The 15,699-nt window shown below is 73.4% G+C and carries 17 protein-coding genes; 9 read left to right on the forward strand and 8 right to left on the reverse strand.

Annotation, left to right across the window (positions count from 1 at the left end; genetic code table 11):
• Nucleotides 1–83: 83 nt before the first annotated feature.
• Genes ISOVA_RS09215 through ctaC form a run of 3 tightly spaced genes read right to left on the reverse strand, consistent with a single transcriptional unit; the run spans nucleotide 84 to nucleotide 3,204 of the window.
• Nucleotides 84–485 carry a cytochrome c oxidase subunit 4 gene (locus ISOVA_RS09215; RefSeq protein WP_013838966.1) on the reverse strand — a complete coding sequence of 134 codons (402 nt, stop codon included), beginning with the start codon at nucleotides 483–485 and terminating at the stop codon, nucleotides 84–86.
• On the reverse strand, nucleotides 482–2,323 hold the full coding sequence (ctaD, locus tag ISOVA_RS09220; protein WP_013838967.1) for an aa3-type cytochrome oxidase subunit I: 1,842 nt from the start codon (nucleotides 2,321–2,323) through the stop codon (nucleotides 482–484). The genes ISOVA_RS09215 and ctaD overlap by 4 nt, the downstream gene beginning before the upstream one ends.
• Entirely contained in the window at nucleotides 2,323–3,204 is an 882-nt protein-coding gene (gene ctaC / locus ISOVA_RS09225; protein ID WP_013838968.1) for an aa3-type cytochrome oxidase subunit II, read from the reverse strand. Before ctaC ends, ctaD begins: the two co-directional genes overlap by 1 nt.
• A 308-nt stretch (nucleotides 3,205–3,512) precedes the next feature.
• Between ctaC and ISOVA_RS09230 the strand changes: the two genes are divergently transcribed.
• Together ISOVA_RS09230 and ISOVA_RS09235 are read left to right on the forward strand one after the other, a co-directional pair.
• Nucleotides 3,513–4,676 (forward strand): cysteine desulfurase family protein, encoded by a 1,164-nt coding sequence (locus ISOVA_RS09230; RefSeq protein WP_013838969.1) that lies wholly within the window; start codon nucleotides 3,513–3,515, stop codon nucleotides 4,674–4,676.
• Nucleotides 4,673–4,945: a sulfurtransferase TusA family protein gene (locus tag ISOVA_RS09235; RefSeq protein ID WP_013838970.1), complete on the forward strand. Its 273-nt coding sequence runs from the start codon at nucleotides 4,673–4,675 to the stop codon at nucleotides 4,943–4,945. Before ISOVA_RS09230 ends, ISOVA_RS09235 begins: the two co-directional genes overlap by 4 nt.
• Nucleotides 4,946–5,035: 90 nt before the next feature.
• Here ISOVA_RS09235 and ISOVA_RS09240 read toward each other — a convergent pair whose 3' ends face one another.
• Both ISOVA_RS09240 and ISOVA_RS09245 read right to left on the reverse strand, forming a co-directional pair.
• Nucleotides 5,036–5,386, reverse strand: coding sequence for a HesB/IscA family protein (locus ISOVA_RS09240; RefSeq protein ID WP_013838971.1), 351 nt, complete (start codon nucleotides 5,384–5,386; stop codon nucleotides 5,036–5,038).
• A 102-nt stretch (nucleotides 5,387–5,488) separates the two neighbouring features.
• Nucleotides 5,489–5,992, reverse strand: a complete 504-nt coding sequence (locus ISOVA_RS09245; protein WP_041294830.1) for a hypothetical protein — start codon at nucleotides 5,990–5,992, stop codon at nucleotides 5,489–5,491.
• A gap of 54 nt (nucleotides 5,993–6,046) precedes the next feature.
• Here ISOVA_RS09245 and nadA point away from each other — a divergent pair, with 54 nt between their 5' ends.
• The 3 genes from nadA (at nucleotide 6,047) to ISOVA_RS09260 (ending at nucleotide 8,482) form a co-directional block, all read left to right on the forward strand.
• A complete protein-coding gene (gene nadA, locus ISOVA_RS09250; RefSeq protein ID WP_221927859.1) occupies nucleotides 6,047–7,240 on the forward strand; it encodes a quinolinate synthase NadA in 1,194 nt (397 codons plus the stop codon).
• Nucleotides 7,241–7,274: 34 nt separating this feature from the next.
• Nucleotides 7,275–7,874 (forward strand): DJ-1/PfpI family protein, encoded by a 600-nt coding sequence (locus ISOVA_RS09255; RefSeq protein WP_013838974.1) that lies wholly within the window; start codon nucleotides 7,275–7,277, stop codon nucleotides 7,872–7,874.
• 74 nt (nucleotides 7,875–7,948) lie between these two features.
• A complete protein-coding gene (locus tag ISOVA_RS09260) occupies nucleotides 7,949–8,482 on the forward strand; it encodes an acyl-CoA thioesterase (RefSeq protein WP_013838975.1) in 534 nt (177 codons plus the stop codon).
• 46 nt (nucleotides 8,483–8,528) lie between these two features.
• Here ISOVA_RS09260 and ISOVA_RS09265 read toward each other — a convergent pair whose 3' ends face one another.
• Entirely contained in the window at nucleotides 8,529–9,911 is a 1,383-nt protein-coding gene (locus ISOVA_RS09265; RefSeq protein WP_013838976.1) for a dipeptidase, read from the reverse strand.
• A gap of 41 nt (nucleotides 9,912–9,952) precedes the next feature.
• On the opposite strand from ISOVA_RS09265, the gene ISOVA_RS09270 reads away from it, so the two are divergent.
• The 3 genes from ISOVA_RS09270 (at nucleotide 9,953) to ISOVA_RS09280 (ending at nucleotide 12,222) form a co-directional block, all read left to right on the forward strand.
• On the forward strand, nucleotides 9,953–10,591 hold the full coding sequence (locus ISOVA_RS09270) for a DUF3043 domain-containing protein (protein WP_013838977.1): 639 nt from the start codon (nucleotides 9,953–9,955) through the stop codon (nucleotides 10,589–10,591).
• Between the two features lie 127 nt (nucleotides 10,592–10,718).
• Nucleotides 10,719–11,732: an aldo/keto reductase family protein gene (locus ISOVA_RS09275; protein ID WP_013838978.1), complete on the forward strand. Its 1,014-nt coding sequence runs from the start codon at nucleotides 10,719–10,721 to the stop codon at nucleotides 11,730–11,732.
• Between the two features lie 52 nt (nucleotides 11,733–11,784).
• Entirely contained in the window at nucleotides 11,785–12,222 is a 438-nt protein-coding gene (locus tag ISOVA_RS09280) for a GNAT family N-acetyltransferase (RefSeq protein WP_013838979.1), read from the forward strand.
• Here the strand turns inward: ISOVA_RS09280 and ISOVA_RS09285 are convergent.
• Together ISOVA_RS09285 and yczE are read right to left on the reverse strand one after the other, a co-directional pair.
• On the reverse strand, nucleotides 12,203–13,474 hold the full coding sequence (locus ISOVA_RS09285; protein WP_013838980.1) for an arginine deiminase: 1,272 nt from the start codon (nucleotides 13,472–13,474) through the stop codon (nucleotides 12,203–12,205). The two genes, ISOVA_RS09280 and ISOVA_RS09285, sit on opposite strands and share 20 nt — an antisense overlap.
• The gene (yczE, locus tag ISOVA_RS09290) at nucleotides 13,471–14,142 is read right to left on the reverse strand and encodes a membrane protein YczE (RefSeq protein WP_013838981.1); all 672 of its coding nucleotides are present in this window, start codon (nucleotides 14,140–14,142) and stop codon (nucleotides 13,471–13,473) included. The genes ISOVA_RS09285 and yczE overlap by 4 nt, the downstream gene beginning before the upstream one ends.
• A gap of 61 nt (nucleotides 14,143–14,203) precedes the next feature.
• On the opposite strand from yczE, the gene yczR reads away from it, so the two are divergent.
• Complete coding sequence (yczR, locus tag ISOVA_RS09295) at nucleotides 14,204–15,697, forward strand: MocR-like transcription factor YczR (RefSeq protein WP_013838982.1); 1,494 nt, start codon at nucleotides 14,204–14,206, stop codon at nucleotides 15,695–15,697.
• The last annotated feature ends 2 nt before the right edge of the window (nucleotides 15,698–15,699 follow it).

Genomic DNA, 15,699 nt, shown 5'->3' on the forward strand with positions numbered 1-15,699 from the left:
CAGGGACACGTCGCGGAGACGGTGCCGAAGATGCAGAAGGGCCCCGCGCGCCAGGACGGCGAGCGGGGCCCTTCGAGCGAGCGTCAGTGCGCGTGCTGACCGCGGGAGTACTCGAACACCCAGCCGACGAGGCCGATGACCCCGAGGATCAGACCGATGTACATGACCCACCAGCCGACGGCGAGGCTGAGGAACCCGACCGCGGCGGCGGCACCGATCACGAGCGGCCACCAGCTCCACGGCGAGTACACGCCCTGGTCGCCTGCGCCGTCGGCGATCTCGCCCTCCTCGTCATCCTCGGGACGCGGGTCGATCCGGCGCGCGGTCAGCGCCAGGTAGGCGCCGACCATCGCCATGAGCCCGCCGACGAGCGGCATGCCCAGGTAGCCGACCGGCTCCTCCCAGTTGGTCAGGAAGCCGTAGACGACGCCGGCCGCGAGGAAGAACGGCGCAAGCCAGAGGAAGAGCCTGATCTCGATCTTCACTTGCCGGTCTCCTCGTCCTCGGGTCGCTGGGAGTCGATGACGGTCGTGCTGGAGCTGTGCTTCTCGGGGTAGTCCTGCGCCCGGCGCTCCTCGGCGAGGGACGCCTGGCCCGTGCGGTTGGGGCCGCCGTAGACCTGGTCGAGCGCGCCCGGCTCGAGCTGCGGGTGCTCCATGGCGACGACCTCGGGGTGGTGCAGGTCGAACGCCGGCGACTCGCTGCGGATGCGCGGCAGCGACGTGAAGTTGTGCCGCGGCGGCGGGCAGGACGTGGCCCACTCGAGCGAGCGGCCGTAGCCCCACGGGTCGTCGACCGTGACCTTGGGCGCGTTGCGCCACGTGGCGTACACGTTCCAGAGGAACGGGAGCGTCGACGCGGCGAGGATGAAGGCGCCGACGGTCGAGACCTGGTTCTCCCAGAGGAAGCCCTCGTCGGGCATGTAGTCCGCGTAGCGGCGCGGCATGCCCTCGACGCCCAGCCAGTGCTGGATGAGGAACGTCATGTGGAAGCCGATGAACAGCAGCCAGAAGTGGACCTTGCCGAGCCGCTCGTCGAGCATCCGGCCCGTGAACTTGGGCCACCAGAAGTAGAAGCCGGCGAACATCGCGAACACCACGGTGCCGAACACGACGTAGTGGAAGTGCGCCACGACGAAGTACGAGTCGGACAGGTGGAAGTCGAGCGCCGGGCTCGACAGGATGATGCCCGTCAGGCCGCCGAAGAGGAACGTGACGAGGAAGCCGATCGACCAGAGCATCGGCGTCTCGAACGTGAGCTTGCCGCGCCACATCGTGCCGATCCAGTTGTAGAACTTCACGCCCGTCGGCACGGCGATGAGCATCGTCATGAACGCGAAGAACGGGAGCATGACCGCGCCGGTGACGTACATGTGGTGGGCCCACACCGTCACGGACAGGGCCGCGATCGCGATGGTCGCGTAGACGAGGCCCTTGTAGCCGAAGATCGGCTTGCGGCTGAACACCGGCAGCACCTCGGACACGATGCCGAAGAACGGCAGCGCGATGATGTACACCTCAGGGTGCCCGAAGAACCAGAACAGGTGCTGCCAGAGGATGGCACCGCCGTTGTCCGGGTTGAAGACCTGCGCGTCGAAGCGGCGGTCGGCGCCGAGCGCGAAGAGCGCCGCGGCCAGCGGCGGGAACGCCATGAGCACGAGCAGGCTCGTGACCAGGGTGTTCCACGTGAAGATCGGCATCCGGAACATCGTCATGCCCGGAGCGCGCATCGTGATGATCGTGGTGATGAAGTTGACCGCACCGAGGATCGTGCCGAAGCCGGACAGCGCGAGCCCGAAGACCCACAGGTCGCCTCCGAGCCCTGGACTGAACGTCGTGTTGGACAGCGGTGCGTAGGCGAACCAGCCGAACGACGCCGCGCCCTGCGGCGTGAAGAAGCCGCCGGCGGCGATGAGGCCGCCGAACAGGAACAGCCAGTACGCGAACATGTTGAGCCGCGGGAACGCGACGTCGGGCGCACCGATCTGCAGCGGCATGATGACGTTGGCGAAGCCGGCGAACAGCGGCGTCGCGAACATCAGCAGCATGATCGTGCCGTGCATCGTGAAGAGCTGGTTGTACTGCTCCTTGCTCTGCACGATCTGGATGCCGGTCGTGAAGAGCTCGGCGCGGATGAGCAGGGCGAGGATGCCGCCCACCGCGAACCAGAAGAACGACGTGATCAGGTACATGTAGCCGATCGTCTTGTGGTCGGTGGAGGTGATCCACTTGACCACGGTGCGGCCGAGGTGCTGCCGCTTGGGCGACAGACCGGGGACCGCCTCGGTCGGCTCGGCGTTGACGGTGTCGAAGCTCGTGGCCATCAGTGCTCGGCCTCCTCGGTACCGGAGTACCGCTCGTAGTCGCGCTGCTGGCGGTTCAGGTCCATGCCCAGCTCACCGGTCTGACCCGCGGCGCGCAGCTCCTCGATGTGGGCGTCGTACTCGGCCCGGTCGACGACCTTGACGTTGAAGAGCATGCCCGAGTGGAACTCGCCGCAGAGCTCGGCGCACTTGCCGGCGTACGTGCCCTCGCGCGTCGGGGTCACCTGGAACGTGTTGGTCCGGCCCGGGATCATGTCCTGCTTGTAGAGGAACGCCGGGATCCAGAACGAGTGGATGACGTCGCGCGAGTCGACCGTGAACTCGACCGTCTCGCCGACCGGGAGGTACAGGGTCGGCAGTTGCTGCGACGTGCCCGGGGCGCCGTCGACCGCGTCCTCGGCCGTCGTGCCGCCGACGTCGAGCAGCTGCTGCCCGGTGTCGTACACGTCGTCGTCGAGGTAGTTGAAGTCCCAGCTCCACTGCTTGCCGATGACCTGGATGTTCACGTCCGGCTCGGCGCTCGTGTCCTGCACCGCCGACATGTCGCGGTCGGTGTAGTAGAAGAGCACGAGGACCATCATGATCGGCACGGCCGTGTACATGATCTCGAGCGGCATGTGGTAGCGGGTCTGCACCGGCAGCTGGTGGTCGTCGCGGCGCTTGCGGTAGGCGGCGACGCACCAGAGCATCAGGCCCCACGTGATCACGCCGACGACGAGCGCGGCGATCCAGGAGCCGACCCACAGGTTGGTCATCCGCTCGGTGTGGTTGGTCACCTCCCCGTCGCTGTAGCCGGGGAGATATCCACGCTGGACGGTCTCGCTGGCGCAGCCGGCGGCCAGCAGCGCGACGACGGCGGCGAGCGCTGTCGTCCGCAGCATGACCTGCCGCCGGGTGCGGGTGGGGGGCTTCGAGTGCAAGGGAGGCCTTTCACGTCACGTCCGACCCCCACGCCACCGAGTCCAGGGCGTGCGGGCAGGACCTTCGTCCTCGATGGGATGCAGCCTATCGCGCCCTTCACGAGTTCGACGCCAGAATCTCCCGCTTCCTACGTGACGCGGCGCGCACCTCCCGTCGCCATCCGGCCAGTTCAGGACACATGCCCGCCGCGTGTCAGAAATCGCCCGCCCCGGCGCCGCGGAACGGTGGCAGCATCGGAGGCGGAACCCTGAGACGACATGGAGACCGTGTGACCGACACCACCCGCGACGCGCCCGCGCGCGTGCACCTCGACAACGGCGGGCGTGCGCCGTGGCACCCGCTGGCGCGCCAGGCGTTCCTGCAGGCGGTCGATGACGGCTGGGCCGACCCCCGGCGCCTGCACGCCGAGGGCCGCCGCGCCGCGGCGCTGCTCGACGGCGCGCGCGAGGCCGTCGCCGCGGTCCTGGGCGCACGCACCGAGGAGGTGCGTCTCACCCACAGCCACACGACCGCGCTCCACGCGGGCGTGCTCGCGGCGGCGACGGGCCGGCGCAGGGCGGGCGGCGACGTCGTCGTGAGCGCGGTCGAGCGCGCCGCCGTCCTGCACGCGGCCGAGCAGGCGGCCGCCACGCACGGCGGACGCCGCGTCGACGTGGCGGTCGACCGGCTGGGCCGCGTGGACGCCGCCGCGATGTCCGACGCCGTCGCCGCGCCCGGCGTCGCGCTCGCCGCGCTGCAGCACGCCAACGGCGAGGTCGGCACCCTGCAGCCCGTCGAGGAGGTCCACGCGGCCGCGCGCGCCGCCGGCGTGCCGCTGCTCGTCGACGCCGGCGCGAGCCTCGGGCACGCCGAGGTCTCGCCCGCGTGGGACCTGCTCGCCGCCGACCCGGCCGACTGGGGCGCCCCGGCGGGCGTCGGCGTGCTGGCCGCGCGCGGCCGCGTCCGGCTCGTGCCGCCCGGCCCGGAGGACCCCGACCCGTGGGCACCCGGGGGCGTGAGCGTCCCGGCGGCGCTCGCGGCGGCCGTCGCGCTCCAGGCGGTCACGGCCGACCGGCAGGCCGAGGACGCCCGGCGCCGCGCGCTCGTCGACCGGGTGCGGGCCGCCGTGGCGGCGATCCCCGACGTCGAGGTCGTCGGCGACCCGCGCGACCGGCTCCCCCACGTCGTGACGTTCTCGTTCCTCTACGTCGACGGCGAGGCGCTGCTCACCGAGCTCGACCGGGCCGGGATCGCCGTCGGGTCCGGGTCGGCGTGCACCGCGAGCACGCTCGAGCCGTCGCACGTGCTCGCCGCGATGGGCGTGCTCACGCACGGCAACGTGCGGGTCGCGCTCGACCGGTCGACGACGGAGCACGACGTCGACCGTCTGCTGGAGGTGCTGCCGGGCGCGGTCGAGCGCGTGCGCGAGATGCTCGGGGTGGGCGGGCTGTGAGCGACGCCGCTCCGGACGAGCCGGTCGTGGTCGACGCCCGCGGGCTGCGCTGCCCGCTCCCCGTGATCCGGCTCGCCGCACGCGCCAGGGAGCTGCCGCCCGGGACGCTCGTCACGGTGCTCGCGACCGACCCGGCCGCGCGTCACGACGTCCCGGCATGGGCGCGCATGCGCGGCCACGCCATGGCCGGCGAGGAGCACGCCGTGCCCGACGACGGCACCCCGGAGCGGTGGGCGCTCACGGTCCGGCTCTCCCCCGCGCCGAGATAGCGAACGGTCGCCGAGGTAGCGACCCACGGCGTCCGTGGTTCCCTACCTCGGCGACCGTTCGCTATCTCGCGCCGGTGCCGCGGGCGGGGCTCAGCTGAAGGAACCGCCGCACGCGCAGGCCTGGCCCGCGTTCGGGTTGTCGATCGTGAAGCCCTGCTTCTCGATCGTGTCCGCGAAGTCGATCGTCGCACCCTCGAGGTACGGCGCGCTCATGCGGTCGACGACGACCTCGACGCCGTCGAAGTCGCGCAGCGCGTCGCCGTCGAGGAGACGCTCGTCGAAGTACAGCTGGTAGATCAGGCCGGAGCAGCCGCCGGGCTGCACGGCCACGCGAAGACGCAGGTCGTCGCGGCCCTCCTGCTCCAGGAGGCTACGGACCTTGCCGGCCGCGACGTCGGTGAGGGTCACGCCGTGCGTGGCGATCTCGGTGGTGTCGGTCATGCTTCCTCCAACAGCGGGGACGGAGACGCTGTTCCCGATCCTACGCTCGAATCGCGCGGCGTCGATGACGTGGCTCACAGGCCGGCCCGGACCCGCCTGCCCTCACGCCCACGCCGGCGCCCAGGTGCGAGCGACGCGCGGCAGGGCCGCGAGCGGCTCGTCGCCGACCTCGTGCACGCCGCTCACGCCCGCCGCGGACCACTCGCGCCGCGTCGACAGGTCCCGCCCGGCGAGCACGACGACGGGCACGGCGTGCGGCGCGGCGGCCTCGGCCGCCCGCGCCACGGCGCCCTCGTGGAGCTCGTCGGCGTCGAGCACCGCCACGTGCACGACGACGAGGTCCGCGGCGGCCGCCGCCGCGCGCAGCCGCGCCACCTCGGGCGGCGGGGGCGGCGGCGTCACGCTCGACAGGCCGAGCGCCGTCGTCGGCACGAACACGCCCGGGGCCGGACGCCCGGCCGGCGGTCCGGCCGGTTCGGCACCGCCCTCGGACGGGCGCGGAGGCAGGGCGAACGGCTCGACGGCGCACCGGGGCGCGGCGTCGCGCCACGCGCCCGCGAGCGCGTGCGGGTCGGACCCGGCGGCGGCGACGAGGAGCACGTGCACGGACGTGATCGTGGCACATCCGGCGCGCTGTGACAGCATGTGCACGTGACCACGCTGCTGGACGACACCTCGTTCGCCGAGCCGGCGCCGTCGGCGCTGCTCCTGCTCGGCCAGGGCCGCGACCTCGCCTCCGAGCGGGGCGTCGAGTGCGCGGGCGCCCTGCCCTCGCCGTCCGACCCCGACCTCGTCGACCGTGCCCGCGCGGCGCGCGCGGCGCTCGGCGAGCGCGCGTTCGTGCTCGGGCACCACTACCAGCGCGACGAGGTCATCGCCTTCGCCGACGTCACGGGCGACTCCTTCAAGCTCGCGCGCGAGGCCGCGGCGCGGCCCGAGGCCGAGTACGTGATCTTCTGCGGCGTCCACTTCATGGCCGAGAGCGCCGACATCCTCACGGCCGACTCGCAGCAGGTCGTGCTTCCCGACCTCGCCGCGGGCTGCTCGATGGCCGACATGGCCGCGATCGCCCAGGTCGAGGAGGCGTGGGCGGTGCTGGAGGACGTCGGCGTCGCCGAGGACACGACGCCCGTGACGTACATGAACTCCTCGGCCGCGATCAAGGCCTTCACGGGCCGTCACGGCGGCACGGTCTGCACGTCGTCCAACGCCCAGGTCGCGCTGCGGTGGGCGTTCGACCAGGTCGGCGGCGTCGACGGCACCGGCAAGGTCCTCTTCCTGCCCGACCAGCACCTGGGCCGCAACACCGCCGTGCAGCAGCTCGGCATGAGCCTCGACGACTGCGTCGTCTACGACCCCCGCAAGCCCCTGGGCGGGCTGACGGAGCAGCAGCTGCGTGACGCGCGCATGATCCTGTGGCGCGGCCACTGCTCGGTGCACGGCCGCTTCTCGGCGCGCAACGTCGAGGAGGTCCGGGCGAAGGTGCCGGGCGTCAACGTCCTGGTCCACCCGGAGTGCAAGCACGAGGTCGTCACCGCCGCGGACATGGTCGGCTCGACCGAGTACATCATCCGGGTGCTCGACGCCGCGGAGCCCGGCAGCGCGTGGGCGATCGGCACGGAGCTCAACCTCGTGCGCCGCCTCGCGCACGCGCACCCGGACAAGCAGGTGCACTACCTCGACTCGACGGTGTGCTTCTGCTCCACGATGAACCGGATCGACCTGCCGCACCTCGTGTGGGCGATGGAGTCGCTCGTCGAGGGCCGGGTCGTGAACCGGATCGTCGTCGACCCGGACGACGCGCACTGGGCGCGCGTCGCGCTCGACCAGATGCTGGCGCTGCCGGGGATCTGACCCCGCAGCCCGACCGCACGGAGGAAGTGGGCCGATGAGCACCGACGGCGGGCTCCACGTGGGCGTCTTCGTGTTCGACGAGGCGGAGGAGCTCGACGTCGTCGGGCCCTTCGAGGTGCTGTCGGCCTGGGCCGAGCACTCGGCCATCAAGCCGCACGTGAGCACCTTCTCGCACGACGGCGCGGGCGTGCGCCTGGCGCACGGCCTGCGGCTCGTGCCGTCCCGGTCCGCCGACGACGTGGGCCCGCTGCACGTGCTCGTGTACCCGGGCGGCTGGGGCACGCGGACGCTCGCGGCCGACCCCGCGCACCTCGAGTGGCTGCGGCAGATCCGCGCGCAGACCCCCGTGATCGCGAGCGTGTGCACGGGGGCGCTCGTCCTCGCGGCCGCCGGGCTGCTCGGGGGCAGGCCCGCCACCACGCACCGGGACCACTACGACGACCTGGCGGAGATCGACCCGAGCGTCGTCATCGACACGGAGGCGCGCTTCGTCGACGACGGCGACGTCGTCACGTCGGCCGGCATCTCGGCGGGCATCGACATGGCGCTGCACCTCGTGGCCCGGCTCGAGTCGCCCGACGTCGCGCGGGCCGTCCGGCGCGAGCTGCAGTACGACCCGGACCCGCCCGTCTGACCGGCGCGGCGACGCGGCGCACGACCGATACCTGATACCGCGGGTGCGGGCTATAGCCTGCCTGCGTGACGCGAATGATCCAGCTCGCCTGGGCGAGCCTGCGCCCCCGCAGGCCCGTGCCGGGCCAGGGGCTCCTCGACCCGTCCGTGACGCGGCTGCGGGTCCACCCCGGCGACCTCGACCTCTACCTGCACGTCAACAACGGCGCCTACCTGCAGATGATGGACGTCGCGCGGTCCAACTACCTCGCCGACGTCGACGGCTTCCGCCGGCTGCGCCCGAAGGGCTGGTACCCCGTGGTCGCCGCGTCGACCGTGCGCTACAAGCGCTCGCTCCGGCTCGGCGACAGGGTCACGATCACCACGCGGGTGCTCGGCTGGGACGAGCGCGTCGTCTACCTCGAGCAGGTCTTCACGTGCCGCGACCGCCTCTACGCGACGGGGTACGTCGCCGGGCGGTTCCTGGGCCCGCACGGGCTGCGCGTGCCCGCGCCCGACGTCGTCGCGCTCATGGCCGACGGCGCCCCGCTCACGAGCCCGCCGCTGCCCGACGAGGTGGCCGCCTGGGCGAAGGCGCTCGACATCGCGCACCGCGACGTCGAGGCGTGACCTGTCAGAAGGCTGGTGGGCTCGGGCCCACCAGCCTTCTGACACGTCAGGCCAGGCGGCCGAGCAGCAGCGCCTCGGCGAGCACGACCTTGCGCAGCTCGCCCAGGTGCACGGACTCGTTGGCGCCGTGCGCGCGCGAGTCCGGGTCCTCGACGCCGGTGACGAGCACCGCGGCGTCGGGGAAGAACTCGAGCAGGTCGGCGATGAACGGGATCGAGCCGCCGACGCCGATGTCGACGGGGTCCGTGCCCCACGCCTCCGCGAACGCCGCACGCGCGGCCCGCATCGCGTCGGAGTCGGCCGGCGCCAGGAACGCCTTGCCCTGCTCCCCCGGTCGCCACGTGACCGTGGCCCCGAACGGCGCGTGCGCCTCGAGGTGCGCGCGGAGCGCGTTCTCGGCGGCCTGCGGGTCCTGCCCGGGCGCGATCCGCAGCGAGAGCTTGGCGGCCGCCCGCGGGGCGAGCGTGTTGGACGCGTGTGCGACGCTCGTCGCGTCGATCCCGATGACGCTCAGGGCGGGCTTGGCCCACAGCCGCCCCGAGATCGTGCCCTCGCCCGCGAGCGCCACGCCGTCGAGCAGCGACGAGTCGACCCGGAAGTCGGCCTCGCCGTAGTCCACCTCGGGCTCGGCCGCGTGCACGAGACCCTCGACGGCGACGTTGCCCAGGTCGTCGTGCAGCGTCGCGACCAGGCGCGCCAGGAGGGTGTTGGCGTCGAGCACCGGGCCGCCGAACATGCCCGAGTGCACGGCGTGCCCGAGCACCTCGACCTCGACCACGCCGTCGACGAGACCGCGCAGCGACGTCGTGAGGGCGGGCACGCCCACCTTCCAGTTCGTCGAGTCGGCGACGACGATGACGTCGGCCGCGAGCAGCTCGCGGTGGTCGGCGAGGAACTGGCGGAAGCTGGGCGAGCCCGCCTCCTCCTCGCCCTCGACGAAGACCGTGACGCCGACGCGCAGCTCCTCGCCGGCCGCGGCGAGCGCGCGCAGCGCGCCGAGGTGGGCCACGACGCCCGCCTTGTCGTCCGCGGCACCGCGCCCGTAGAGACGCTCGCCGACCTGCACCGGCTCGAACGGGTCGGTCTCCCACGCGGCCGCGTCGCCCGGGGGCTGCACGTCGTGGTGGGCGTACAGCAGCACGGTGGGCGCGCCGTCGGGCGCCGGGCGACGCGCGACGACCGCGGGCGCGCCCGCCGTGCCGTCGGGACGGGCCGACGACAGGATGCGCACGTCGGGCAGGCCGGCGTCGCGCAGGAGCGCGGCGACGGCGTCGGCGCTCGCGGTCACGTGCGCCTGGTCGAAGGCGGCGGCCGAGACGCTCGGGATGCGCACGAGGGAGGCGAGGTCGGCCTGCAGGTCGGGGAAGATCTCGTCGACGCGGGCGCGCAGCGCGGCCACGTCCGGAAGCTGGTCGGTCACGCGGCCCACGCTACCGGCGTCACGGGCGCGCACCCTGCTCGACTACCCTGGTGCCCGTGTTCTCCCGCAAGCGTGACGTCGCCGAGCCCGACCGGCCCGGCTCCTCGACCGATGGTTCCTCCGACGCCGTGAGGGCGGCGGCCGAGAGCGAGCAGGCCGGCAGGCCCGGCTCGGGCAAGGGCCGCCCGACGCCGAAGCGCAGCGTCGCGCAGGCGGCGAACAAGCGTCCGCTGGTGCCGAACGATCGCCGCGTCGCGCGCCAGCAGGCCAAGGCCAAGCTCCGCGAGCAGCGCAACCGCGAGTACCAGGCGATGCTCAACGGCGACGAGACGCACATGCCGCTGCGCGACCGCGGACCGGTCAAGCGGTACGTCCGTGACTACGTCGACGCGCGGTGGAACCTCGGCGAGTTCTTCCTGCCGATCGCCTTCGTCTTCATCGTCATCAACCTCTTCGCGACGCAGCTGCCCGAGCTCGCCGTGCTCGTGCTGCTCGCGCTGTACCTCGTCGTGCTGCTGACCATCGCCGACGCGATCATCATGTGGCGCGGCCTGAAGAAGCGGCTCGTGGCGAAGTTCGGCGAGGTTCCGCGCGGCACCGCGATGTACGCGGTCATGCGCGCGTTCCAGCTGCGCCGGTCGCGCCTGCCGCGTCCGACGTCGAAGAAGCACGGCAACTACCCGAGCTGACCTCTCCGCTCTCGAGACCTGTCAGGCCCACGCCGTGGTATGCCGCGGCGTGGGCCTGACAACTCATCGCGGATCACCGTTCGGGACGCGGGTCGAATCGATCCGATCGGCGGCGTAGGGTGCTGCCATGGTCAACTACCGGTACCTCGGCAACAGCGGTCTGAAGATCTCCGAGATCACCTACGGCAACTGGCTCACGCACGGCTCGCAGGTGGAGAACGACATCGCCACCGCGTGCGTGCACGCCGCGCTCGACGCCGGCATCACGTCGTTCGACACGGCGGACGTCTACGCGAACACGAAGGCCGAGCAGGTCCTCGGCGACGCGCTCAAGGGTCAGCGTCGCGAGTCGCTCGAGATCTTCACCAAGGTGTACTGGCCCACCGGCCCGGGCGGCCCCAACGACGTCGGGCTCTCGCGCAAGCACATCATGGAGTCGATCAACGGCTCCCTGAAGCGCCTCGGCACCGACTACGTCGACCTCTACCAGGCGCACCGGTACGACACCGAGACACCGCTCGAGGAGACGATGCAGGCGTTCGCGGACGTCGTCCGCCAGGGCAAGGCGCTCTACATCGGCGTCTCGGAGTGGACGGCGGACCAGATCCGCGAGGGCGTCAAGCTCGCGCGCGAGCTCGGCTTCCAGCTCATCAGCTCCCAGCCGCAGTACTCGATGCTCTGGCGCGTCATCGAGGAGGAGGTCGTGCCGGCGTCGAAAGAGGTCGGCGTCTCGCAGATCGTCTGGTCCCCCATCGCGCAGGGCGTCCTCACCGGCAAGTACGTGCCGGGCCAGCCCCTTCCCGAGGGCTCGCGCGCCACGGACGACAAGGGCGGCGCCCGCATGATCCAGCGCTTCATGCGCGACGACGTCCTCGAGCGGGTGCAGCTCCTGCGGCCGGTCGCGGACGAGCTCGGGCTCACCATGGCGCAGCTCGCGGTCGCCTGGGTGCTGCAGAACGACAACGTCGCCGCGGCCATCGTCGGCGCCTCGCGCCCCGAGCAGGTCGCCGAGAACGTCAAGGCGTCGGGCGTCGAGATCCCGGCCGAGCTCATGGCGACGATCGACGAGGTCCTCGGCGACGTCGTCGAGCGCGACCCGGGCAGGACGGCGGAGAACGCGCCGAAGACCCGCCCGGTCTGAGCCGCCGTCAGGTAGGGCTCCGGGTCGGGACCCGGAGCCCTACCTTCATCCCATGGGCGCACACGCCATCCGACCTGCACGCCGGGCCGACGCCGACGCCGTCTGGCCGCTGGCGCGCGACTTCGCGACGTCGTTCGTCCCGACGCGGGCGGCCTTCGACGCGACGTTCCCCGCGCTCCTCGACCGCGACGACACGCTGCTGGCCGTCGCCGAGCGCCCCACCGGCGTCGTCGGACACGTCCTCGCGAGCGCCCACCTGACGTTCCTCGCGAACGGACCCGTCTGCTGGGTCGAAGAGCTCATGGTCGACGCCGACCACCGCGGGACGGGTGCGGGCAGCGCCCTCGTGCGAGCCGTCGAGGACTGGGCCGCCGAGCGCGACGCCGCCTACGGGTCGCTCGCGAGCCGTCGCGCCGGGGACTTCTACCGCCGGCTCGGGTACGCCGACTCGGCGACGTTCTTCCGGAAGGTCACACGGCGTCGCGGATGATCGGGCACGTCATGCAGTGCCCGCCGCCCCGGCCGCGCCCGAGCTCCCCGCCGGCGATCTCCAGGACCTCGACACCCGCCTTGCGCAGCAGGTCGTTGGTCGTGGTGTTGCGGTCGTAGGTGAAGACCACGCCGGGCTCGACGGCGACGGCGTTGTTGCCGCTGTCCCACTGCTGCCGCTCCGACTCGTACACGTCGCCGCCGGTCTCGATGACCTGCAGCCGGTCGAGGCCCATGGCCCGCGCGACGACGTCGAGGAACGGCGTGTCACCCTCGTCGGTGACCGCCACTCCCCCGTCGCCCCCGCCAGGCCGCAGCGTGAACGCGTGGACCGACCCGACGATGCGCGGGTAGACGGTGACCGTGTCGACGTCGACGAACGTCATGATCGTGTCGAGGTGCATCGCGGCGCGCAGCCGCGGCATCCCGGCCACGACGACCTCGTCGGCGACCCCGCGCTCGAACAGCGCGGACGCGACCTGCGTGATGGCCTGCCGCGAGGTCCGCTCGCTCATGCCCATGAGCACGACCCCGTCGCCCACCGGCATGATGTCGCCGCCCTCGAAGGTGGCCCGTCCGTGGTCGTGCTCGGGGTCGCCCCACCAGACGGTCGAGCCGACGAAGTCGGGGTGGAACTCGTAGATCGCCTTCATCAGCAGCGTCTCGTCGCGGCGGGCCGGCCAGTACAGCGGGTTGAGCGTGAGGCCCCCGTACAGCCAGCACGTGGTGTCGCGCGTGAACAGCGTGTTGGGCAGCGGTGCCATGAGGTACTCGCGCGCGTCGGGCGAGTAGGCGGCGAGCGCCCGGAAGCCGGGCGGCAGCTCGGGCACGTCGTGGACGTCGAGCCCGCCGACGAGGTACTCGGCGAGCGTGGCCGGGGGCAGCTCGTCGAGGAACGCCCGCGTCGCCTCGACCAGGCCGGCGCCGACCGTCTCGGGCACGATCTTGCGGTCGAGCAGCCAGTCGCGCGCGCCCGGGACCTCCATGGTCTGCGCGAGGAGCTCGTGCAGCTCGACGACCTCGACGCCGCGGGCCCGGAGCTGGTCGACGAACTGCGCGTGGTCCTCCATCGCGCGGTCGACCCACAGCACGTCGTCGAAGAGCAGCTCGGCCGAGTTCGTGGGCGTCAGCCGGCGGTGCGCCAGGCCCGGCCGGCACACCAGCACCTTGCGCAGCCGGCCCACCTCCGAGTGGACGCCGTACGCGGACGACGGGCGCGCGGTCGGGGCGGGCGTGGCGTGGGGCGCTGTCATGCTCCCCGATTGTGCTCCCCGGAGGCGACCGTCGCGCGGACAGGCGGGTCGGCGCGGCGGACGGACCGCGCGTCGCCGAGGCCCGTCGGCGCGAGCCACCGGACCGAGGCCTGGACGACGGGTCCGACGCCGAACGCGTACGCGATCGTCGCCCAGCCGAGCGTGCCGCCGAGCGCCCACCCGGCGAGCACCACGACGAGCTCGATGAGCGTCTTGACGAGCCGCACCGACCACCCGGTCCGCGCCACGAGCCCGGTGAGCAGCCCGTCGCGCGGGCCGGGCCCGAGCCGCACCCCGACGTACGCGGCGGTCGCGACCCCGTTGAGCACGATGCCGCCGACGACGAGCGCGACGCGCGTGACGACGCCCGGCTCGGGGAGCAGGGCGCCGAGCGCGGCGAGGGACGGGCCGATCGCCGCCGCGATGACGACGACGTTGGCGACCGTCCCCACGCCGGGGCGCTGACGCAGCGGGATCCACGCCAGCAGCACGAGCACCGACGTCGCCGCGACGACGACGCCGAACGGCAGGCCGGTGCTGCGGACGACGCCCTGGTGCAGCACGTCCCACGGCATGCCGCCCATGCCCGCGTGGAGCAGCATCGCCATGGACCAGGCGAAGGCGAGCAGGCCGAGCAGGAGCTGGAGGACGCGACGGGTCGGACTCATGGACCCATCCTGCGCCACGATTGGTCTTGAGTTCCATGGCCAATCGGCCGACAGTGGACCCGTGACGACCATCGCCCCCGGCCCGGCCGCCGTGCGGCACCTGTCCCCCGCCGCGACGGCCCGTCTGCTCGGCGACTGGCGCGCCGGCGGCCCGGCGTACGTCGCGCTCGCCGACGCCGTCCGCTCCGCCGTCCTGTCGGGCACGCTCGCCCCGCTCACGCGCCTGCCGAGCGAGCGGGACCTCGCGGCCGCGCTGGGCGTGTCCCGCACGACGACGGCGGCCGCGTACGCCCGCCTGCGCGAGCTGGGGTTCGCGGTGAGCCGGGTCGGGTCGGGGACGGTCGCGGTGCTGCCGGGGCGACCGGCGGGCGCGGCGCGGGCCCGCACGGCCCCGCGGGTCCCGGCCGGGGACGCGCCCGCCCCGGAGGGACCCGCACGGGACGGCGAGCCGCCCGGCTCGGGCGCCGAGGTCGACCGCGCCGCGCCGCTCGACCTCGGCCAGGCGACGCCGTCGGCGGTCCCGGCGCTGCACGCCGCGTTCGAGCGTGCGCTCGAGGCGCTGCCCGCGTACCTCGGCACGGGCGGGTACGCGCACCACGGCATCGACCCGCTGCGGGCCGCGGTCGCCGACCGGTACACGGCGCGGGGCGTGCCCACGACGCCGGACCAGGTGCTCGTCACGACCGGCGCCCAGCAGGCGATCGCGCTGCTCGCGGCGACGTTCGTCGGCGCCCGCGAGGCCGCGGTCGTCGAGTCGCCCACCTACTTCCACGCGATCGACGCGCTGCGCCGCACGGGCGCGCGGGTCGTGGGCGTGCCGGCGGGCGACGTCGAGACGCTCGCCTCGGCCGTCCGGCGCACGCGCCCCCGCCTCGTCTACCTCGTCCCGGACTTCCACAACCCGACCGGCCGCACGCTCGGGGCCGACGAGCGTGCGCTCGCGCGCGACGTCGCCGACCGGTTCGGCGTGACGGTCGTGGGCGACGAGACGCTCACCGACCTGGCCCTCGACCCGGGCGCGGCGGTGCCGGCCCCGTTCGCCGGGGACGGGACCTCGCCGTGGGTCGTCTCCGTCGGCTCGGCGTCGAAGTCGCTGTGGGGCGGGCTGCGCGTGGGCTGGGTGCGCGCGCCCGAGCACGTCGTGCAGCGGCTGGCGCGCACGCGGCAGGCGGTCGACATCGCGACGGCCGTGCTCGAGCAGCTCGCCGTGGTCGAGCTGCTCGCGCGCCGCGAGGAGATCCTCCCCGCCCGGCTCGCGGACCTGCGGGCCCGCCGCGACCTGCTCGTGGGCGGTCTGCGCGAGGCGCTGCCCGCCTGGGACGTGCCGTCCCCGCCCGGCGGCCTGTGCGTGTGGGCCGGCCTCGGGCGCCCGGCGGCGCAGGCGTTCGCCGCCGCGGCGGTCGCCGAGGGCGTGCGCGTCACGCCGGGCCCGGTGTTCACGCCCGACGGCGGTGCCCGCGACCGTGTCCGGCTGACGTTCACGCGCACGCCCGACGAGCTGCAGGACGCCGTGGCGCGGCTCGCGCGCGCGTGGCGGCGCGTCGCCGGGTCGTGACC

The organism is Isoptericola variabilis 225 (assembly GCF_000215105.1).
GTDB lineage: Bacteria > Actinomycetota > Actinomycetes > Actinomycetales > Cellulomonadaceae > Isoptericola > Isoptericola variabilis_A.